At 70.2% G+C, this 20,264-nt stretch carries 15 protein-coding genes and 1 pseudogene; 3 read left to right on the top strand and 13 right to left on the bottom strand.

Annotated elements, in window-relative coordinates:
• The first annotated feature begins 120 nt into the window (after nucleotides 1–120).
• Nucleotides 121–1,320 carry a 6-phosphofructokinase gene (locus tag ACMYLB_RS19235; RefSeq protein WP_415908559.1) on the top strand — a complete coding sequence of 400 codons (1,200 nt, stop codon included), beginning with the start codon at nucleotides 121–123 and terminating at the stop codon, nucleotides 1,318–1,320.
• Nucleotides 1,321–1,445: 125 nt separating this feature from the next.
• Here the strand turns inward: ACMYLB_RS19235 and ACMYLB_RS19230 are convergent, their stop codons facing one another.
• The 3 genes from ACMYLB_RS19230 to ACMYLB_RS19220 form a co-directional block, all read right to left on the bottom strand.
• Nucleotides 1,446–2,384 (bottom strand): ArsR/SmtB family transcription factor, encoded by a 939-nt coding sequence (locus ACMYLB_RS19230; protein WP_415908558.1) that lies wholly within the window; start codon nucleotides 2,382–2,384, stop codon nucleotides 1,446–1,448.
• A gap of 53 nt (nucleotides 2,385–2,437) precedes the next feature.
• Nucleotides 2,438–3,064, bottom strand: coding sequence for a LysE family translocator (locus ACMYLB_RS19225; RefSeq protein WP_415908557.1), 627 nt, complete (start codon nucleotides 3,062–3,064; stop codon nucleotides 2,438–2,440).
• A 212-nt stretch (nucleotides 3,065–3,276) separates the two neighbouring features.
• Complete coding sequence (locus tag ACMYLB_RS19220) at nucleotides 3,277–5,118, bottom strand: GreA/GreB family elongation factor (protein ID WP_415908556.1); 1,842 nt, start codon at nucleotides 5,116–5,118, stop codon at nucleotides 3,277–3,279.
• 122 nt (nucleotides 5,119–5,240) lie between these two features.
• Between ACMYLB_RS19220 and ACMYLB_RS19215 the strand changes: the two genes are divergently transcribed.
• A complete protein-coding gene (locus ACMYLB_RS19215; protein WP_415908555.1) occupies nucleotides 5,241–6,467 on the top strand; it encodes an RsmB/NOP family class I SAM-dependent RNA methyltransferase in 1,227 nt (408 codons plus the stop codon).
• Between the two features lie 18 nt (nucleotides 6,468–6,485).
• On the opposite strand, the gene ACMYLB_RS19210 is transcribed toward ACMYLB_RS19215, so the two are convergent.
• The 9 genes and pseudogenes from ACMYLB_RS19210 to ACMYLB_RS19170 all read right to left on the bottom strand — a co-directional run bounded on the left by ACMYLB_RS19210 (nucleotide 6,486) and on the right by ACMYLB_RS19170 (nucleotide 17,985).
• The gene (locus tag ACMYLB_RS19210; RefSeq protein ID WP_415908554.1) at nucleotides 6,486–7,730 is read right to left on the bottom strand and encodes an aspartyl protease family protein; all 1,245 of its coding nucleotides are present in this window, start codon (nucleotides 7,728–7,730) and stop codon (nucleotides 6,486–6,488) included.
• Nucleotides 7,727–9,058 (bottom strand): MFS transporter, encoded by a 1,332-nt coding sequence (locus tag ACMYLB_RS19205; protein ID WP_415908553.1) that lies wholly within the window; start codon nucleotides 9,056–9,058, stop codon nucleotides 7,727–7,729. The genes ACMYLB_RS19210 and ACMYLB_RS19205 overlap by 4 nt, the downstream gene beginning before the upstream one ends.
• Nucleotides 9,059–9,122: 64 nt before the next feature.
• A complete protein-coding gene (locus tag ACMYLB_RS19200; RefSeq protein ID WP_415908552.1) occupies nucleotides 9,123–9,338 on the bottom strand; it encodes a hypothetical protein in 216 nt (71 codons plus the stop codon).
• Nucleotides 9,335–11,905, bottom strand: coding sequence for a CHASE domain-containing protein (locus tag ACMYLB_RS19195; RefSeq protein WP_415908551.1), 2,571 nt, complete (start codon nucleotides 11,903–11,905; stop codon nucleotides 9,335–9,337). Before ACMYLB_RS19195 ends, ACMYLB_RS19200 begins: the two co-directional genes overlap by 4 nt.
• Nucleotides 11,905–13,173 carry a serine hydroxymethyltransferase gene (gene glyA, locus ACMYLB_RS19190; RefSeq protein ID WP_415908550.1) on the bottom strand — a complete coding sequence of 423 codons (1,269 nt, stop codon included), beginning with the start codon at nucleotides 13,171–13,173 and terminating at the stop codon, nucleotides 11,905–11,907. The genes ACMYLB_RS19195 and glyA overlap by 1 nt, the downstream gene beginning before the upstream one ends.
• Before the next feature lie 53 nt (nucleotides 13,174–13,226).
• The gene (locus ACMYLB_RS19185) at nucleotides 13,227–13,721 is read right to left on the bottom strand and encodes a low molecular weight protein arginine phosphatase (RefSeq protein ID WP_415908549.1); all 495 of its coding nucleotides are present in this window, start codon (nucleotides 13,719–13,721) and stop codon (nucleotides 13,227–13,229) included.
• Nucleotides 13,722–13,815: 94 nt separating this feature from the next.
• Complete coding sequence (locus tag ACMYLB_RS19180; protein WP_415908548.1) at nucleotides 13,816–14,514, bottom strand: hypothetical protein; 699 nt, start codon at nucleotides 14,512–14,514, stop codon at nucleotides 13,816–13,818.
• Nucleotides 14,511–15,855 (bottom strand): annotated as a pseudogene (purD, locus tag ACMYLB_RS19175) (phosphoribosylamine--glycine ligase). Before purD ends, ACMYLB_RS19180 begins: the two are co-directional and overlap by 4 nt.
• Nucleotides 15,856–16,071: 216 nt before the next feature.
• Complete coding sequence (locus tag ACMYLB_RS19170; RefSeq protein ID WP_415908547.1) at nucleotides 16,072–17,985, bottom strand: LOG family protein; 1,914 nt, start codon at nucleotides 17,983–17,985, stop codon at nucleotides 16,072–16,074.
• Nucleotides 17,986–18,170: 185 nt separating this feature from the next.
• On the opposite strand from ACMYLB_RS19170, the gene ACMYLB_RS19165 reads away from it, so the two are divergent.
• Nucleotides 18,171–19,040 (top strand): FKBP-type peptidyl-prolyl cis-trans isomerase, encoded by an 870-nt coding sequence (locus tag ACMYLB_RS19165; protein ID WP_415908546.1) that lies wholly within the window; start codon nucleotides 18,171–18,173, stop codon nucleotides 19,038–19,040.
• A 72-nt stretch (nucleotides 19,041–19,112) separates the two neighbouring features.
• Here the strand turns inward: ACMYLB_RS19165 and ACMYLB_RS19160 are convergent, their stop codons facing one another.
• Nucleotides 19,113–20,171 carry a threonine aldolase family protein gene (locus ACMYLB_RS19160; protein WP_415908545.1) on the bottom strand — a complete coding sequence of 353 codons (1,059 nt, stop codon included), beginning with the start codon at nucleotides 20,169–20,171 and terminating at the stop codon, nucleotides 19,113–19,115.
• Nucleotides 20,172–20,264: the final 93 nt, after the last annotated feature.

The following is a 20,264-nucleotide window of genomic DNA, read 5'->3' as shown; positions in this document are numbered from 1 at the left end:
CGCCGGATTGCACGCGGTTAGGCGGTTTCATACCGCGAGGCGCGCATTGATGCGCGGGCCGGGAAGTGATAGCCACGTGGGCCGTCGGCGGAATGTTGCGGCAAGCGGAGAACCCCCACCATGGCGAACCTCAAAGCGAAGGGCACGATCGGCATCCTGACGGGCGGCGGTGACGTGCCCGGACTCAACCCCGCGATTCGTGCGGTCACGATTCGCGCCTTGCGCGAAGGCTACAGGGTCATCGGCATCCGCAAGGGCTGGAGCGGGCTCGTCTCCATGATCCGCGACAAGGACCACGACAACAGCGAGTATTTCGTCCACCTCACCGAGGAGATCGTGAACCGCGCCGGGCGCACCGGCGGCACGTTCCTGCACAGCTCGCGCACGCGCCCGAGCCACATGCCCAAGGCCAGCGTGCCCGAGCACCTCAAGGCCACCTACAACGCCGACATGAACGACCTCACGCCCGAGGTGCTGAAGAACCTCGAGTGGCTCGGCATCGACCACGTCATCCCCATCGGCGGCGACGACACGCTCAGCTACGGCGTGCACCTGTTCCAGCGCGGCGTGAAGGTGATCGCGATCCCGAAGACGATGGACAACGACGTCCCCGGCACGGACTACTGCATCGGTTTCAGCACCTGCGTATCGCGCACCATCAGCCTGGTGAACACGCTCCGCACCTCGGCCGGCTCGCACGAGCGCTTCCTCGTCGTCGAGGTCTTCGGCCGTTACGCGGGCTTCACCGCGATGCTGCCGACGATGGCCGGCGCGGCCAACCGCTGCGTCATTCCCGAGTGGAAGTTCAACATCGAGCGGCTCACCGAGCTGCTCGTCTCCGACCGGATCAACAACCCGAGCAAATACTCCATCGTGCTCGTCTCCGAGGGCGCCTCCTTCGAGGGCGAGGAGATGGTCTTCGAGAGCGCGGAGAAGGACATGTTCGGCCACGCCAAGCTCGGCGGCATCGGCGACATGGTCGCGTCGCGGCTGAAGGATCTCTCGCCGAAGTTCAACCGGGGCAAGAAGGTCGAGTGCATCAACCAGCGCCTCGGCTACCTCGTGCGCGGCGGCGATCCCGATGCGGTCGACTCGATCGTGCCGATGGCCTACGGCAACCTCGCGCTCGACCTGATCATGCAGGGCATCCATGGGCGCCTCGTGGTGCTGAAGAACGGCCGCTACGACAACCTCCCGATCGAGGTCATCACCTCGACCAAGAAGCTCGTCAACGTCGACAAGTTCTACAACACCGACCGCCTGCGCCCGCACTACCACAGCTTCGAGATGCGCCCGCAGTTCATCATGACGAGCGAGTGAGGTGTGGCGCGGACTCTGTTTCGCCGTCGAGTCCGCCAGATTTGGGGCGGGTGCACGCACCCGGCGAGTGAGGCCGTCGGGCCGCGGGTTGAGAGCACCTCGCCCGCAGGCCGGAGGCGGGCTCGTTACCTTGCGGTCTTCGCGCCGCTGGCAAGGAGGGTCTCGAAGTGCGGCTCGCCTTCCTCGCGGGCGACGGTGGTGACCTCGACCTTCTGGAAGCCGGCCTTCTTCAGGAAGGCGTGGAGTTCGCTCTCCTTGAAGCCAAGCCAGAGGTCGCCGTAGAGCTCGCGGGCCTTCTCGAAGGTGTGATCCTTGAGGTCGAGCACGAGGAGCTGGCCGCCGGGCTTGAGGATGCGGAACGCCTCGTCGACGGCGCGCTGCGGGTGTGCGGCGTGGTGCAGGGCCTGCGAGAGGATGGCGAGGTCGACCGACTTGTCGGCCAGCGGCACCTGCTCGATGTCGCCGAGCTTGTAGCTGAGGTTGGCGAGGCCGTTCTTCTTCGCCAGCTCGGTGCCGACCTCGACCATCTTCGGCGAATTGTCGATGCACCAGACGCGCTCGGCGCGGTGGGCGAGCAGCTGCGAGACCAGGCCCTCGCCCGCGCCGAGGTCGGCGACGGTGATGGCGGGCACGAGGCGCAGGGCGAGGTGCCCGAGAGCCTCCCAAGAGCGGCCGGGGCAGTAGCCCTTGCCGAGGCGGCCGGCGATGAGGTTGAAATACTGCTCGGAGACGCGGCGGCGGCGCTGGAGCACGCGGTCGAGATTCTCGCGGTCCTCGGCGGACTCGGGCAGTTCCGCCACGGAGTCGCAGGCGGCGCGCAGGAGCGCGAGTTGCTTGGGCGGGAGGTTGGCGCGCAGCGAATAGAAGGCCTTCTTGCCCTCGCGGCGGTCCTGCACGAAGCCGCCCTGGCGGAGCAGCGCGAGCTGCGAGGAGATGCGCGACTGGGCCATGCCGAGGATGTCCTGGAGTTCGGCGACCGACAGCTCCTCCTTCAGCAGCAACGCAAGCACGCGCAGGCGCGTGGGGTCGGAGAGGATTTTCAGGCTGTCCCAGGAATCGGCCATGGCGCGCAACCGTATGAGGGCAAGCGGGCGGGTTTACAAGCGCGGCGCCCGGTTCAGGGGAGCCACTTCGAGACCAGCAGCACGCCCTGCCAGAGGCCGAGGGCCATGATGCAGAGGCCGGAGATCACGTGCATCCAGTGCAGCGTGCGCGCGTGCAGGCGGTCGCGCAGCGCGCCGGCGCCGAGGCTGAGCAGCAGCCACCACACGGCCGAGCCGGTGAAGACGCCCGCGACGAGCTCGAGCGCGTGCAGCGGGCTGTGGGCCGAGACGCCGAGGCCGACGCCGGCGAAGATGGCGACGAAGGCCAGCACGGTGGCCGGGCTGGTGAGCGTGAGGGCGAGCGTGGAGAGGTAGGCGGCCTGCCAGCTGCGGGTCGGGGGCGGCGGGGCGTCGGCCGTCTTCGGCGGCGGCTTGGCCCGCGCGGTCTTGAGGCCGAGCCCGACGAGGAACAGGCCGCCGAAGAACTGGAGCCACGACTCCATGCGCATGAGGAACGACGAGATCGCGGTCAGGCCGAAGGCGGCGATCAGGCCGTAGAGCGCGTCGGCCGTGGCCGCGCCGAGGCCGGAGACGAAGCCCGTGATGCGGCCGTAGACGAGCGTGCGGCGGAGGCAGAGAAAGCCGATCGGGCCGACGGGCACGGCGATGGCGAATCCGATGAGCAGGCCTTTGAAAAACATCGGCAGGTCCGGCCACGATTCCGGACGCGGCGGGCGTTGACAAATCAAAAGGCCCGGGCGGCCGCGCCGCGGCGATGGCCGGCGGAGCGGCCCGCGGCGCAGCGCGGACGCACCGCGACCGTCGCCCGGCGCAAGCGCGGCCTGTCCTCCGCGGCGGGGCGCAAAACAAAAGGCCGCGACTGGCGTCGCGGCCGTGGGAGAGGAGCGGGCGCTCAGGCGCCGTAGCGGGCGATGCCGGCGACCTGGTATTCGTGGTTCACGCCGGCGATCTTGAGCTTCACGTGCTCGCCGACCTTGCGGCCGAGCAGGGCCTGGCCGAGCGGGGTCTTGTAGGCGATGACGTGGTTGTCGGGATCGGAGTCCCACGCGCCGAGCACGGTGTAGCGGACGGCCTTGCCGGTGGCGACTTCGCGGAGGTCGACGATCGTGCCGACGGAGACCTGGTCGGTCGTGGCGTCGGTGAAGTCGGAGATGCGGGCGCGGGCGAGGTCGCGTTCGAGCTGGGCCTTCTGCGCCATGAGCACGGACTGGTCCTGCTTCGCCATCTTGAACTCGGAGTTCTCGCGGAGGTCGCCGTGCTCGCGGGCGGTGGCGATAGCCTTGGAGTTGTCCGGGATGCGCTTGGAGACGATCTCCTCGTATTCGGTGCGCTTCTTCTCGTAGCTGGTGCGCGAGACGATGAGCTGCTCGTCCTTGGCCTCCGCGTCGCCGGCGACGAGCGCCTGGAGGGAGGGGAAGAGTTTGATGAAGCGGGCGAGGAGGGACTTCTTGGTCAGTTCCTCGAAGCCCTGGTTCAGGAGCAAGGTGTTGGCGAGGTCGCGGGCCGTCTCGGTGTCGGCGGTGGCGAGGAGGTCGGAGATCAGCTCCGGATCGTCGCTCAGGGCCTCGGCCAGCGGGATGCGGCGCGTGCCGGCGGACTGCAGCGCCTCGTAGTCGATGGCGAAGAAGATGGCGGAGAGCAGGCGCGGGGTGACGAGGTTGTTGAGCAGTTTGGCGAACTTCTTCGAGTGGCGGTTCTTGATCACCCAGAGCAGCACCGGCGCGCGGAGATTCTGCTCGGTCTTCCAGCGGACGAGGGTCTGGGCGAGCTCCTCGGACTGGCCGTGCTCGACGAGGAAGTTGATGCACTCGGTGGTGAACTTGCCCTGCGAGGTCTTGAGGAGGGCGAAGACGATCTCGCGCCACTCGAGCGGGTGCGTCTCCTTCACGAGGTCGAGGAAGCGCGCCTGGAAGTGGACTGGGATCTTCTCGGCGATGGCGCTGAGGCCGCGGACCTCCTTGATCAGCTCGGCCTGGGGCGGGTTCAGCTTGGCGCTGTCGTGGCCGAGGATGCGGGCGAGTTCGTCGCGGACGAAGGCGCCGTAGAGGCGCTCGGCGGCGTCGAGCTGGTTGGAATCGCGGACGGCCTCGGTCAGGCCGTTGAGGACGGACTGCAGGCCGGGCTTGGCTTCCTCCTTGATCGAGGCGGCGAGGAGGTCCTCGGCCAGCGTGATGCGGCGGCGGGCGGAGCGGGTGGTGCCGAAGGCCTCGAGGATCTCGTCCTCGGCGGAGACGGGCTCCTCGCGAACGACGTAGACCTCGGTCTTCTTGGCCGGGACGCCGACGCGCGGGTCCTTGATGAGCTGCTTCTTAACGTTGGAGAACCAGCGCTTGAACTTCTCCTCGCCGATGACCTGCGAGAGGGTCGATTCGAGCTCGATGGCGGAGCAGGCCTTGTTCGGGTAGGCGGAAAGGGTGTCGATCACGAGCTGCACGGGATCGTTCTCGATCAGCTCGGCGATCTTGGCCGCCTCGGTCTCCTTGCGGGCGAGGATGTGCTTGGCCGGGAGGACCTCCATGGTGTTGATGCAAAACGCCGGGTCCATGGCGTGGGACTTCTTGCCCTTGAAATCGATCACGAGCTTTCCGGCGGACTCGTCGTAGCTCTTGATCTGGCCGAAACCCCAGGAACGATGCATCACGTAAGCGCCGGGTTCCATCGCCTCCAGCTTGGCTTTCGACGCCTTGAGGGCGGGATTTTTGGCGGTGATCGCGGAGATGGCCTCGGAATTCATATTTGCGTAGCGAGTCGTTGAAAGGGTTAGTTCAGTCCGTAATGCGCAGCGATGTCAAACAGGGTTTCCCTAAGCCCCGCTCCCACTCCCTCAAACCCGGTTCGGACGGTTGGGAAACCGCCGTGCTGCTCGCCGAGCGCTGGCTCGCGACCCAGGCGCGTGTGGACACGCTGCTGGAACAACTTACGCCGGGTCTGCCGGCACAGGAACGCGCGCGGGCGCAGCACCTTTTTTATGGCGTCGTGCGCTGGGCGGACCGGCTGGACGCCGCGCTCGCCGGCCTGATGGCGCGGGCGCCGCGCACGAAGGTCCGCGCCGTGCTTTTCGTGGCCGGTTTCGAGCTGCTCGAGCCGGGCGCCGAGCCGGCCAAGATCGTCCACCACGCGGTCGAGAAGGCCAAGCGCGTCGCCAGCGCGAAGGAGGCCGGTCTGATCAACGCCGTGGCCCGCAAGCTGGCCGCTCGGCTCGCCCAGGCGCCGGCGACGGTGGCCGAGGCCTACGCCCACCCGGCCTGGCTGGTGGCGCGATGGGAAAAGCAATTCGGGACCGACGCCACGCGCCAGCTCTTGGAGTGGAACCAGCAGCCCGCGCCGGTCTACGCCCGCTGGCGGAGCGCGGAGGCGCCCCCGGAGTTCCTCACCCCGACGAAGTGGCCGGCTTATTTCGAGGTGAAGGCCGGCCACTGGGACGAGATCCGCGATTTGGCCCGAAAAGGGGCGCTTTATCTCCAGGACCCGTCGACGCGCCTGTGCATCGAGCTGCTCGCGCCCGCCGCGAACGAGACGATCCTCGACGCTTGCGCCGCGCCCGGCGGCAAGAGCCTGTTCATGGCCGACGTCATGCGGACCGGCCGCATCGTCGCCCTCGACCTGCCCGCCGCCGAGGGCGAGCGCGATGTGCGTTTCGAGCGCCTGAAGGAGAACCTGACCCGCGTGCCGTCCGGCGTGGAAGTCGCGCTGATGCCCGGCGACCTGCGCCAGGCCGGCCCGCGCTTCTTCAAGGAATTCAACCTGCCCGAGAGCTACGACGCCGTGCTCCTCGACGCGCCATGCAGCAACACCGGCGTGATGCGCCACCGCATCGACGTGAAGTGGCGCCTGCAGGAGGGCGACTTCGCCAAGCACGCCGCGCAACAGCTCGCGCTGCTCCGCGCCGCCGCGCGCCTCGTGCGCGAGGGCGGCCGCCTCGTCTACTCCACCTGCAGCATCGACCCGGCGGAGAACGAGGAGGTCGTGCAGCGCTTCCTGAAGGACGCGCGCACGCCGTGGACGCTCGAGCGGCACATCCTCGCCTATCCCTGGGCCGACGGCCACGACGGCGCGGGGGCGTTCCTGCTGCGGCGGGGCTAGCCCGCGGCGGTCCGCCGCCTACGGCACCAGCTCGAACACCGGGATCTCGACGTCGTATTCGCGCGTGCCGGTGAGGAAGGTGTAGGTGACTTTCGCGGCGCTCGCGAGGAGCGCGGCGTAGCGCTCGTAGCTCCAGCCGGCGACCGGCTCGCCGTTGATGCGGACGACGAGGTCGCCGGGCTGCAGGCCCAGCTGGGTGGTCGGCGTGTCGGGCACGATGCGCAGCACGCGCCAGTAGGCGGCGGCGCGCGAGAAGGACAGGCCGGTGCTGCGCCGCGGCTCGATGCGCACGGGGCCGTCGGTGTCGCGAGTGAAGGTCGCGTAGTTGCGTCGCTGGTCGAAGGTCACCGCGAAATGCCGCAGCAGCTCGCCGCCGATCGACGAGAGCTGGTCGGTGACGTCGACCACGGGCTGCTCGACCACGTGCGTGCCGAGGAGGAGGTTCTGCCCGAGGCGGCCGACCTGTTGCGCGCGGTCGCCCGAGATCGACGACACCAGCGTGCCGGCGCGCGGGCCGAAGGCGAAGCGCGGGTGCAGGCCGACGGGATTGAGCTGCAGGCCGCCGTCGCTGCCGGAGTCGACCAGCACGACGAACGATTCGTTGCCGAGCTGCACCGGAATGAAGGGCGTGCCCTGCTCGTTGTTGAAGGCGATCACGGCCACGCGGCCGGCGGAGCGCGGCAGGGCGGCGCCGGGCTGGTGCGGCGCGATGACGAGCTGGGCGTGCGGGTAGTCGAGCGTGAGCAGCGTGTTGCGGAAGACGGGGAAGCCGATCAGGCCGTCGATGGTGAGGCCGAGGTGCGCGGAGAGCTCCTCGAAGTCGTAGACGAGCGCCGCCACGCGGTCGAACTTGGCCTCGCCGAGCTGGAGGCGCTTCAGCGTCACGGTCTCGAGCGTGATCTCGCCGTTGTTGGCGGAGCGGACGGGGACGGTGCGCTTGGCGGCGTCGCGCTCCCGCTGGCCGATGGCCTTGGCGAGATTTTGCGAGACGAAGGTGGCGGTCGAGCCGGTGTCGACGAGGAAGCGGCGCACCGTGCCGTCGATCTGCTCGGCCTCGACGATGAAATAGTTGCCGAGGACGCGGGCGGGCAGGGCGGCGGGCTTGGTCTGGACGAAGGTCTGGCCCGGGCCGCGGCCGAAGGGGAAGTTCGCGCAGCCGGTGGCGAGGGCGAGCCAGAGGGCGGAGGCCAGCAGGCAGAGGAGCGGGAACGGCCGGCGAAGGCGCGTCCATCCCCCGGCGGTCCTCGGCGCGGCGCGGTTCATTTGTGCGGCTGGGGCAGCGCCGTGCTCATCGCGAACGACACGCCGAGCAGCGCCGCGGCGATGGTGAAGGCGGCGGTGCCGCCGACCTGGAAGAAGAGGATGCCGGCGGCGATCGGGCTGCACGCCCGCGCGAGGAAGCCGAGCGAGCGGAAGATGCCGGTGACCTTGCCCTGCTCCTCGGCGGAGGCGTAGAGCGAGATGAGCGACGAGAGGCCGACGTTGGCGAAGCCGGAGCCGACGGAGCAGAACGTCAGCGCCACGAACAGCAGCGGCACCGAGCGCGCCAGTCCGACGGAGAGGCCGATGCCGAGCATGCCCAGCGCGACGCCGGCGAGGCCGAGAACGGCGCCGCGCTTCTCGCCGATGCGCGGGACGATGCGCCGCACGAGCACGCCCTGCGTCAGGATCGAGACGGTGCCGTTGTAGACGAAGATGCTCACCAGGTCGCGCGGGGTGTAGTTGAACCGGTCGGCCATGAAGAAGGTGATCAGCGTCTCGAAGAAGCTGAAGCCGAAGGTCAGGACGAAGCCGACGACGTTGGCGCGGCGGATGGCGCGGTCGGGCAGCGTGAGGAGCGCGCGGAGCGGGTTGCGCTCGCGCAGGGTGAGGCCGGTGCCGCGGCGTTCCGGCGGCAGCGTCTCGGAAAAGCGCGCGCCGATCCAGACCAGGTTGATCGCGCACAGGCCGAGCGCGATGAGCGCCGGCACGCTGAACGGATGCAAGCCCCAGGCGGCGAGGCCGGGATGGGCGGTGAGCAGGTTGAAGCCCGAGGTGAGGCCGCCGATGGTGGGGCCGGTGAGGAAGCCGAGGCCGAACGCCGCGCCGACGATGCCCATGCCCTTGGCGCGGTTCTCGCGCGAGGTGACGTCGGCCACGGAGGCGACCGCCACGGCGAGGTTGCCGCCCATGATGCCGCCGAGGATGCGGCTGAGGAGAAACACCACGAACGAACCGCTGAACACGAGCAGCAGGTAGCTGAGGGCGTTGCCCGCCACGGTCAGCAGCAGCACCGGCCGCCGGCCGATGCGGTCCGAGCGTGCGCCCCAAAACGGCGAGAACAGGAACTGCATGAACGCGTAGAGCGACGCGATGATGCCGGCGAAGAGCGCGCCGGTGGCCATCTCCGGCACGTGGGACGAGTGGGCGAAGTTCTGGAACCAGCCGAAGACGCCGGTGAAGAGGCCCCCCGCCGGCTCGTGGGCGATGTAGTAGCGCAGGAGCTCCGGTCCGAGCGGGAAGAAAATCGAGAAACCGATCAGGTCGATGTAGAGCGTCAGGAAGATGACGCCGAGCGAGAGCGGTTTGGGCGGAGAGGACGGCGTGGACACAGGAGGGGGCACGTTGGCGGAAAGACGCCCCCGCGCAAAGCCCGTTTCGCGGGTCAACACGGGATTAATCGGCCTGTGACGCGCCGGCGGGCGGGCTTATTCCGGCCGGCGGGCGGGTTCGCGGCCGTCCGTCACGGGCGCGGCTGCGCTCCCCGAGGTGCTTGCGCAGCTCGGCGTGCAGGGCGGAAATCTCGAACGGCTTCTGCAGGAAGGCCACGGCGCCGAGCTGGGCGCAGCGGCGGGCGGTGTCGGCGGCGCTGTAGCCGCTGATCAGGATCACCTTTTGCGACGCCCCTGGAGGCGGAGGCGGCGGAGGGTTTCCTCGCCGGAAAGGCCAGGCATGGTGAGGTCGAGCAGGATCAGGTCGATCATCTCGGGATGCTCGCGGCAGAGCTGCAGCGCCCGTTCGCCGTCGGACGCCTGCATCACCTCCAGCCCGGCCATCTCGAGCGCGAGCGTGGTCATCTCGCGCACGTGCGCCTCGTCGTCGACCACGAGCACGGTGCCGCGCAGCGCGGGGAGCCCGGGCGAATCCGCGGTGCGGGCCGCCGGGACCGGACTGGGCTGCACGGCGGCGACCGGGGCGGTCGCGGCGGGCAGCAGCAGGCGGAAGGTCGACCCGACGCCGACCTGCGACTCGACGAAGAGCGCGCCGCGGTGGCTGCGGATGATGCCGAGCACGGCGGAGAGGCCGAGGCCGCGGCCGGAGAATTTCGTGGTGAAGAACGGCTCGAAGATGCGCGCCAGCATCTCCGCGGGCATGCCGCTGCCGTTGTCGCGCACCTCGAGCCCGACGTAGCGGCCGGAGGGCAGGTCCGGATGCTGGACCGCCGCCTGCAGCTCCTCGCGCGTCAGGTCGGCGGTGAACGTCCGCAGCACGACCTCGCCGGCGCGGTCGCCGATGGCGTCGGCGGCGTTGATCACGAGGTTCATGACGATCTGGCGGATCTGGGTCGCGTCGGCCTGGACGTGCGGGAGGTCGGTGGTGAGCCGGAGGTGCAGGCGCGTGCTCTTGCCGAGCGTGACCTCGAGCAGCTGGGTGGTGTCGCGGACGAGTTCGGAGAGGTCGACGCGCGCGGTGCTGAGCTGGCTCTTGCCGGCGTAGGCGAGCATCTGGGCGCAGAGCTCGGCGGCGCGGCGCGCGGCCTTCTCGATCTGCTGGAGCTGGACGTGCAGGGGATCGGCGGCCGGCAGGGTCTGGCGGGCGATCGAGGCGTTGCCGAGGACGGCGGTCAGGATGTTGTTGAAGTCATGGGCGATGCCGCCGGCGAGCACGCCGAGGCTTTCGAGCTTCTGCGTCTCGACGATCTGCCGGTCGAACTCGCGGGCGCGGGCCTCGGCCTCCTCGCGGGCGGTGGCGTCGACCATCAGGCCCTCGAGGGCGACGACCCGGCCGGCGTCGTCGTAGACGCCGTGGCCGCGTTCCCAGATGTGGCGCTCGCGGCCGTCGAGGTGGCGGATGCGGTATTCGAGCTCGAAGGTCTGGTGCTGCGCCAGCGCGGCGGCCACGCGCCGGTTGGCGTCGGGCACGTCCTCGGCGCGCATCAGGCTCTCCCAGTTCACGCGGCCGGAGACGAACTCCTCCGGGCCGTAGCCGCAGAGCTCCTGGATGCCCTCGCTGGCGAACGTGGTGCGGAACGGCTCGTGCGGCTCGGACCGGTAGGCGGCGCCGGGCATGTCGGAGAGCAGCGAGGCGAGGCGGCGTTCGCTCTCGGCGAGCTCGGCGGTGCGCAGCGCGACCTCGCTCTCGATGCCGGCGGTGCGGGAGAGGAGCGCGTGGGTGAAGAGCGCGGCGAGGGCGGTGAAGGCGAGCAGCACCGCGAGCACGAGTCCGGGGATGCTCGTGCGCTGCTGCGCGACCCAGGCGGCGTTGGGGGCGACGACGAGCCGCCAGGTCCGGCCGCCGACGCTGAAGGTCTCGCTGACGGCGTCGCTGCCCGGAGCGGGGAAGGGCGGGGCGACGATGGCGGAGGGCGCGGCGTCGCGGCTGCCGCTGTATTCGTGGCCGTCGATGCGGGCGTAGAGGAGCTGCAGGTGCGCGAATTGCGCGCTGTCGTCGAAGTAGGCCAGGTCGACCGCGTCGTCGGCCGCCTCCGTGTGGACCTGCTTGAGGAGGGAATCGACGGAGAAGATCGCCTGGATGAAGCCGGCGAAGCCGTCGGGGCCGGAGCCGGGGGCGTCGGGCCGGAAGACCGGCTCGATGAAGATGACGCCGGCGCCGCGGTCCTGCTCCTTGGTGCGGATGAGCCGCACCTGCGGGCTGGCGTGCATGGTGCGGGTGGCGCGGGCGGCGTCGAGCATGGGTCGGGTGACGACGCTGCCGAAGAGGTCGAAGCCGAACGAGGACTCGTTGCCCGCGACCGGCTCGACGAAGGTGATGGGCCAGTGCTCCGGGCGGTCGCGCGCGGGGACGGCGGCGGTGCCGATCTGCCCGGAGACGTCGCGTTCCCAGAGGCGGAAGCCCGGCCGGGCCCGGGCGTGCGCGGCCTCGAAATCCGCGCGCTGCGCGCGGGGCACGCGCGGCGCCCACTCGAAGGCCCGTGCGGCGGGCAGGCGCTCGAGCAGCGGGCGGGTGTAGGTGGCGAACTCGGCGGCGGTGACGTCGTCGGAGTTCTCCATGTAGGCGCGCAGGCCGCGGACGATCTCCTCGTGCAGCTCGAGGCGCTCGCGGGCCAGTCGCACCTGCACGGAGGAGCGGCGCTGGAACGCCGCGTCGATGCGGCGCTCCTCGGTGTTGCGCACGAACCACCAGCCGACCGCGGAAAACGCCACGCCGAGGGCCACGACCGCGGCGACGAGCGCGCGGCGGTGGGCGACGAGTGCCGACAGCGCGGCGGGTTTTTCCATCAGGCGCGGTAGGGGAGCGGGAAGCGGCCGGTGAGCGCGACGACGCGGGCCTTCACGTCCGCCAGGGTGGCGGCTTCCTGTTCGGTGCCGATGGCGACGAGGACGCGGTCGATCAGCTCGGCGACCTGCTCGAACTCGGCGGGGCCGAAGCCGCGGGTCGTCATCGCCGGCGAGCCGAGGCGGATGCCCGAGGCTTGGAACGGCGAGCGCGTCTCGAACGGCACGGTGTTCTTGTTGCAGGTGATGTTGGCCTTATCGAGGGTCTCCTGGGCGACCTTGCCGGTGAGGTTGGGCAGCTTGGCGCGGAGGTCGACGAGCATGAGGTGGTTGTCGGTCGTGCCGGAGACGATCTTGTAGCCGCGGGCGACCATGGCGTCGGCGAGGGCCTTCGCGTTCTTCACCACCTGGCCGGAGTAGGCCTTGAACTCGGGCTTGAGCGCCTCGCCGAAGCAGACGGCCTTGGCGGCGATGACGTGCATGAGCGGGCCGCCCTGGGTGCCGGGGAACACGGCGGAGTCGACCGCCTTGGCGTGGGCCGCCTTGCAGAGGATGAGGCCGCCGCGCGGGCCGCGGAGGGTCTTGTGCGTCGTGGTGGTGACGAAGTCGGCGTGCGGCACCGGCGACGGGTGGTGGCCGGAGGCGACGAGGCCGGCGATGTGGGCGATGTCGGCGAAGAGGTAGGCGCCGACCGAGCGGGCGATCTCGCCCATGCGCGCGAAGTCGATGGTGCGCGAGTAAGCGGAGGCGCCGACGGTGATCATTTTGGGCTGCTCGCGCTGGGCGACGGCGGCGAGCTCGTCGTAATCGATCAGGCCGTTGTCCTCGCGGACACCGTATTGGCAGAAGGCGTAGAGTTTGCCGGAAAAGTTGGCCGGGTTGCCGTGGGTGAGGTGGCCGCCGTGGCTGAGGTTCATGCCGAGGACCTTGTCGCCGGGCGAGAGCACGGCGGCGTAGACGGCGGTGTTGGCCTGGGCGCCGGAGTGGGGCTGGACGTTGGCGTGCTCGGCGCCGAAGAGCTGCTTGGCGCGCTCGATGGCGAGGGTCTCGACGACGTCGACCTGCTCGCAGCCGCCATACCAGCGCTTGGCCGGGTAACCCTCGGCGTATTTGTTGGTCAGCACGCTGCCCTGCGCCTCCATGGCGGCCGGGTAGGTGAAGTTTTCCGAGGCGATCAGCTCGATGTGGTGCTGCTGGCGCGAGAGCTCGCCGGCGATGGCGGCGTGCAGGGCGGGATCGAGCTGGGCGAGGGGAGCGGAGTTGAGCGACATCGAACGAGTTGGGAGTTGGATTTTGGATTTCGCGCGGGCGGCGGAAAGGCGGGCTAGGAGGCGGCGGGCGGCAGCGGGAGCGTCTTCAGCTGCGCGAGGATGCTCGGGATGGCCTCGACCATCTCGTCGCGGCTGAGCTCGTAGAGCTTGAGCGGGCCGCCGAACGGATCGGCGATCTCGCGGCTGGCGCCGGCGGGCAGGAATTCGCGGAAGAGGTGCAGGCGCGGCGGCGGCGGCGAGGCCTGCAGCTCGATCAGGCTGCGGTGCGACTCCGTCATGCACAGGACCAGGAGGGCGTGGTCGAGCATCTCCTGCGTGAGCGGGCGGGCGCGGTGGCCGGCGATGTCGATGCCGACCTTCTTCAGCGCGGCGACGGAGTTCTCCGACACGCGCTCGCCGGCGCGGGCGGCGACGCCGGCGGAGACGACCCGGAGGTGCTTGAGCGGTCCGTCCTCGGCTGCGAGCGCGTGGGCCAGCAGACCTTCGGCCATGGGGCTGCGACAGATGTTGGCTGTGCAGACGACGATGATGTGGCCGGGATCTGGCATGCTGGGTCCGCCAAGCGGTAAGCAGTAACCCGCGCGCTGCAAGCCAAAGGGCGGACGCGCCGCGTCACCGGCCCGCGCCGCGGGCGCGAACGACTTAGCTGCGCCGCAGGGCCGCCAACGCGCGGTGGAGGTGCAGGGCGCGCTGCAGCACGCGATCGGTGAGGACGGGGGCCTGGTCGGTGGCGGGCTTGCTGGGATCGGGCTCGGGCGGCGGGGCGGCGTTGGCGTTGCCGTTCTGGAACTCCTTCACCAGCTCGGCCTCGTCGAAGCGCTCCTTCTCGATCTTGCCCGTCACGAGCGCCGCGAGCGTCATGCCGCCGTCGAACGCGTCGTAGGCGCGGCGGTCGACCTCGGCCGGCTGGGCGACGACGACGGCGGGCGCGGGCAGCGAGCCGTCGATGCCAAGCGTGAGCGCCGGCGGCACGATCTTGATCAAGGCGGGCACGAGCACCGCGGGCGTCTGGGGAGAAACGAGCACGAACAGCGGCGCGGCAGCCGCGCGGCGGGCGAGGGCGAGCGCCAGCGCCGGGACGTCCTGCTCCGTCGCTTTGGCGTAGCGCAGGTCGACCACGAGCGCCGGGTCCGAGGACAGGCGGCGCTCGAGCTCGGGCAGCGCGTCGGCCAGGCGATGCACGCGGACGTAGCCGAGGCCCTCGCCAAGGTCGCCGGCGTCGGACGCGGCGGGCTTCGCCGCCGGGGCGGGCACGGCGGATGCCGCCGGGGGCGCCGGGTCGGCGAGCGCCGGGAGGGCGGCGAGCGAGAGGACAGCCAAGCAGGCGCGGAGAGATTTCATCGGCGGTTGAGCTGGCGGGCGCCGATGTCGCGGCGGAAATACTTCGACGCGCACTGGAGCGCGTCGCAGGCGGCGTAGGCGCGGTCGGCGGCCTCGCGCAGCGTCGGCGCGAGCGCGGTGACGCCGAGGACGCGGCCGCCGGCGGTCACGATGTCGCCGGCGGCGTTTTCGCCGTGCCGGCGTGGAAGATCGTCGTGCCGGGCGGCAGCGCGGCGGGGAAGGTGATGACGTCGCCCTTGGGGAATTTCTCCGGATAACCCCGCGCGGCGACGACGACGCAGAGCGCGGCCTCGGGGCGAACCTCGAGCGAGGTGCCGGCGAGCCGGCCAGTGGCGGCGCGCCAGAGCAGCGCGAGCAGGTCGGTTTTCAGGCGGGGAGCACGACCTGCGTCTCGGGGTCGCCGAAGCGCGTGTTGTATTCCAGCACGCTCGGGCCGGCGGCGGTGAGCATGATGCCGATGAAGAGCGTGCCGCGGAAATCGATGCCTTCGCGCGCGATCGCGTCGACGGAGGGTTGCACGATCTCGCGCTCGATGCGCGCGAGCAGCGCGGGCGTGACGACCTCGGCGGGCGAGTAGGTGCCCATGCCGCCGGTGTTCGGGCCGGTGTCGCCGTCGCCCACGCGCTTGTGGTCCTGCGAGACGGGCAGGATGACGTAGTCGCGGCCGGAGACGACGACGAGGATCGAGGTCTCGTCGCCGAACATGCAGTCCTCGACCAGAATCTGGCTGCCGGCGGAGCCGAATTTGTTGCCCGCGAGCATGTCGTGCACGGCGGCTTCGGCTTCGGCGAGCGTCTGGGCGACGACGACGCCTTTGCCGGCCGCGAGCCCGTCGGCTTTGATCACGATCGGCGCGCCGCGGCGGCGCACGTAGTCGAGCGCGGGCTCGACGGCGGTGAAGATGCCCGCGGGCGCGGTGGGGATGCCGTATTTGAGCAGGACCTGCTTGGTGAAGACCTTCGAGGCTTCGAGGCGGGCGCCGTCGGCCTTCGGGCCGTAGGCGGGGATGCCGGCGGCGGCGAGGGCGTCGACGAGGCCGAGCGAGAGCGGCACTTCGGGTCCGACGACGACGAAGGCCACCTGCTCGCGCTGCGCGAGCTCGACCAGGCCGGCGACGTTGTCGGCGGCGACGGCGAAGCACGCCACGTCCTGCGCGATGCCGGCGTTTCCCGGGGCGCAGAGCACGCGCGGGTGGGCGGGCGAGGCGAGGAGCGAGCGGACGAGCGCGTGCTCGCGCCCGCCGGAACCGACGACGAGGACGGAGGAGGAGTTTCTCGTGAGCCACAGGTGGGACACAGATGGACACGGTTGCCCGGCCGCGTCCAGCCCGCGGATGCGCATGACGCGGCGAAGATGGAGCGCCGGTTCGTGACGGCGAAAAATCCGCGGCCGCCGGCCCGCTGAGCCGATCGCGCGGGGGCGGCGTTCCCGCCGGTGCCGGGCGGAATTTTCGGCAGCGATGCGCCGAAGATGCGCGGCTGCCGACCGGGCGCGGGGCGCGGTTTCTCGGCCGACGTTTGTCGTCGGGGTAGCGGCGCTGCCCTTCGGCGGTGCGGGTCAGAGCACCTGCAGCGTCTTGCGGTAGAAGCGGAGGACCTCGTCGGGATCTTCGGAGAACAGGATGTAGTCCTTCATCCAGGCGGGGGCGCGTTTCTCGCGGATCATGTGCGCGACCTGTTTCTCCAGGTCCTTCCAGAAGCCGGAGCCGAAGAAGACGTAGGGTGTGCGCGGGCGGATGCCGAGCTTGAGGTTGCAGAGTTCGATGCCGATCTCCTCGAGCGTGCCGACGCCGCCGACGTTGAAGATGCAAAAATCGGCGACTTCGAACCACTTTTGGCGGAAGTGCCGCGAGGTTTCCTGGAAGGTGTTGAAGAAGTCCACGCCGAGCTCGGGCGGCTGGGCCTCGAGTTCGAGGAAGCACGCGCCGGTGAGCGCGCCCTTCGAGCGCGCAGTCTCGGTGGCGAGGCGCATGACGCCGCCGCCGCCGCCGGTGAGCACGCCGATGTTCGGGCCGATGAAGGTGCCGAGCTTGTCGACCAGCGAGGCGATGCGGGAGGTGTCGTCGGCGTCGAGCTGCACAGCCGAGCCGTAGAAGGCGAGGATGGGCGACTCCTGGAACTTCTTCGCCATCTCCTCGCGCACGAAGAAGCCGTGGTCCTTCTTGTAGGTGTGGAGGTAGAGGTCGTTGGTCATCTCGTCGTGCCAGTAGACGGGGATGCCGAGGGAGTTGAAGGTGTCGAGGCGGGCGTGGGCGTTCGACGAGAGGAAGTAGCCGTGGGTGCGCGAGGCCTTGCGGAAGATGAGGCGCTTGAGCTTCACGTCGCCGAGGCGGGTGATGAGCTCCATGTGCTCGAGCAGGTCGGGGAAGTAGTCGACCACGAGCGTGTCGGCGTCGGCCGGCGCGCTGTCGAGCGCCTCGATCATGGTGTGGGCGCCGAGCGGGCAGCTGCCGGCCTCGAGGCCCTTCTTGAGTTCGTCGTCGTTGGCGCGGATGAGGACGGCGCGGTTCTCGATCGTGGCGCTCTGGCCGCGGACGGTGATGTTGGTCTTGGGCTTGGCGCCGGCGGAGGGGACGGCGGGGTAGTCGTCGAGGCACTTGTAGAGCGTGCTGACGGTCGAGAGCAGGCGCGTGCGGCGCTTGGCGAGGGCCTTGAACCCGGTGTCCTCGGGCGGCGGGCTGCGGAAGACCTCGACGGAGACCATGGGGTTCACGACGGGCTGGTCGCCCTTGTTGTAGATTTCCAACATGACGTTCGTGCCGAACGTCTTCACCGGATCGAGCAGCACGGCGCTGGTGTGCAGGCCGAAGTTGCCCTCGCCGGGGCTGAGGACGACGAAGTGCTCCTTCAGATACATGGAGCAGCTGGTGAGGATGCCGGCGCGCGGCGGGATGGTGAGCGGCGAGGCGTCGTGGCGGACCTGGACCTTGTCGATGAAGCTGCGGCCGGCGTAGCCGGAGACGATGTGCTCGAAGTTCAGGCGCTGCAGGCGCGGGCTGAGCGTGTAGCTGACGGCGTGCGGGGTGAAGAAGACGCGGCCCTGCGAGTCGATCGAGGTCGTGTGCGGGAGCTTGAGCTGGTTGGCCTGCACGGCGTCCCAGATTTCCTTGGTCGAGAGCTTGGCGGCGGCGGGCGCGTAGAAGAGCCGGCCGGCGGGCACGCCGGGGCGCAGGAGTTTCTTCCAGTAGGGCGCGTTGGGGAAGCTCGGGTCGTAGAGCGAGGAGACGACCTCGAGCACGAGGCGGTGGCCGTCGACGGTCGGCGCGCCCTGGGCGATCATCTCGATGCCGATGCGCGCGAGCGAGGAGCGCTCGGTGAAGCGCAGGTCGGCGAGGTGCGCCTTGAGGAATTCCATCTCGGCGGGGTGGCGCGGCCAGAAGGCCAGGGTCAGGCCCACGACGTCGCCGCCGTTCTTCGTCTTCACCGTCAAAATCTGGCCGTCGGTGCTATGCCAGAATTGGTTTTCGTTCATGGGATTGGCAAGGGTGGGCATGAGGCGGGGGAGAGACAAGCCCGTGATGGGCGCAGTTCCGCGGTCGGGCGGCGCCCGAGGGAAATGCCCGCCAAAGGGGTTGATTTTTCGGGGCGGCCCCCGCAAGTTCCCGCTTTTCACGGCACAAACCCCCGGGCCGTTTTCCAACCGGGGCCCATCCCTCAATGAAATTCACCTCCCAACTCAGCGCAGGCCTCGCCTCTCTCGGCCTGCTGGTCGCCGTGTCCGCGCAAGCGCAGGCCCCGGTCAAATTCGAACTTCCCCAGGTCGGCAGCGACGCCAAGCAGGCGCCCGCCACCCCGGCGCCCGCGGCGCAGACGCCCGCCGCCCAGCCGGCCGCCCCGGCCGCGCCCGCGGTCACGTTCTCCGAGGCGCAGCTGATGGAAGCCTACGGCTACACGCTCGGCGCCCGCATGAACCTGCGCGACCTCGAGTTCACGCCCGCCCAGATCGAGGCGATGGCCAAGGGCATGACGGAAGCCGCCACCGGCAAGGAGCTCACCTACGACGCGCAGCAGCTCGTCCCGCAGCTCCAGGCGCTGCTCCAGAAGAAGCAGCAGACGCTGATGAACAAGATCCGCACCGCCAACCAGGCCAACACGGCCGAATTCTTCACCAAGCTGAAGGAAAACAAGAACGTGAAGGAGCTCAGCGGCTCCAACGGCCTGCGCTATGAGGTCGTCAAGGAGGGCAAGGGCCAGATCGCGAAGGAAGGCCAGGTCGCCAAGATCCACCTCGTCGGCGCGTTCACCAACGGCCAGGTCTTCGAATCCACGCTCCAGCAGCAACAGCAGGGCGCGGGCATCCCCGAGCCGGTCGACGTGCTGGTGAAGTCCGGCACGAACGCCCCCGAGGGCCTCATCCTCGCCCTCAAGAACATGCCCGTCGGCGCGAAGTGGCGCCTCTACGTGCCGCCGCACCTCGCCTACGGCGACGACGGCGCCCCCGGCATCCCGCCCGCGGCCACGCTCATCTTCGAAGTCGAGGTGTTCGGCGTCGCCGACGCCCCGGCCGAGACCGAGGCGAAGAAGTAATCCGCCCGGCGGAAATTTTCCGACCACGACGCGCTCCCGACCGGGAGCGCGTTTTGTTTTCCGCGCTTCGTTTCAGCGACGGCTCGCGACGGCGGCGAAGTCCGCCGCGAAGCGGTCGACCGTCGCCGCCTCCGTCGCCCACGAGCACATCAGCCGGTAGCCGGTCGCGCCGATGAAGCGGTAGAATTGCCAGCCGCGCGCCGCGAGTGCGTCGGCCTGGGCGGGCGTCAGCTCGACGAAGACGCCGTTGGCCTCGGGCGCGACCGAGAGGCGGGCGCCGGCGGCGCGGAGCGCGGACGCGAGGCGCTGCGCCATCGCGTTGGCGTGCGCGGCGTGGCGCAGCCACGCGCCGTCCGCCAGCATGCCGCACCACTGCGCGGTGGCGAAGCGCTGCTTCGAGGCCAGCTGGGCGCCCTGCTTCACGCGATACTCGAACTCGCGCGCGAGCTCCGCGCGGAAGAACACGACCGCCTCGGTGGTGGCCATGCCGTTCTTCGTGCCGCCGAAGGAGAGGACGTCCACGCCGGCGCGCCAGGTGAAGTCCGCCGGCGCGTGCCCGCGCGCGGCGAGCGCGGCGGCGGCGTTGGCGAAGCGCGCGCCGTCCATGTGCACGGCGAGGCCGTGCGCGTGGGCGAGGTCGGCGACGGCGCGGACCTCGTCGGGCGTGTAGAGCGTGCCCCACTCGGTCGCCTGCGTGAGCGAGAGCGCGCCGGGCTTGGGGTAGTGCACGCCGTGGCCGCGCGCGAAGACCGGCTCGACGTCGGCCGGGCGCAGCTTGCAGCCGGGGCCCGGGACCGCGATCACCTTGCCGCCGCCGAGGAAAAATTCGGGCGCGCTGCACTCGTCGGTGTCGACGTGGGAGAACTCGTGGCAGATGACGCTATGGTAGCTGCGGCAGAATTGCGCGAGGGCGAGCGAGTTGGCGGCGGTGCCGTTGAAGACGAAGAAGACCTCGGCGTCGGTCGCGAACACGTCGCGGATGAGCTGCCTGGCGCGCGCGGTCCACGGGTCGTTGCCGTAGGAGGGCGTCGGGCCGGCGTTGGCGGCGGTGAGGGCGGCGAGCGCCTCGGGGGCGAGGCCGGCGGTGTTGTCGGAGGCGAACGTGTAGTCGGGCGGGACGGACGCGGACATGCGCGCGAGGGTTGGCGAAAGGCCGCGCGTTGCCGAGAGCGAAGTGGGCGCGCGGCGGCGCGGGACGCAGCGCGGCCTTGCGCCGCGGGCGCG

It is taken from the genome of Oleiharenicola sp. Vm1 (genome assembly GCF_047777955.1).
In the GTDB taxonomy this organism is placed as follows: Bacteria; Verrucomicrobiota; Verrucomicrobiia; order Opitutales; family Opitutaceae; genus Didemnitutus.
Note: the sequence above shows the minus strand (reverse complement) of the source record. Positions and strands in the feature narration are given on the sequence as shown.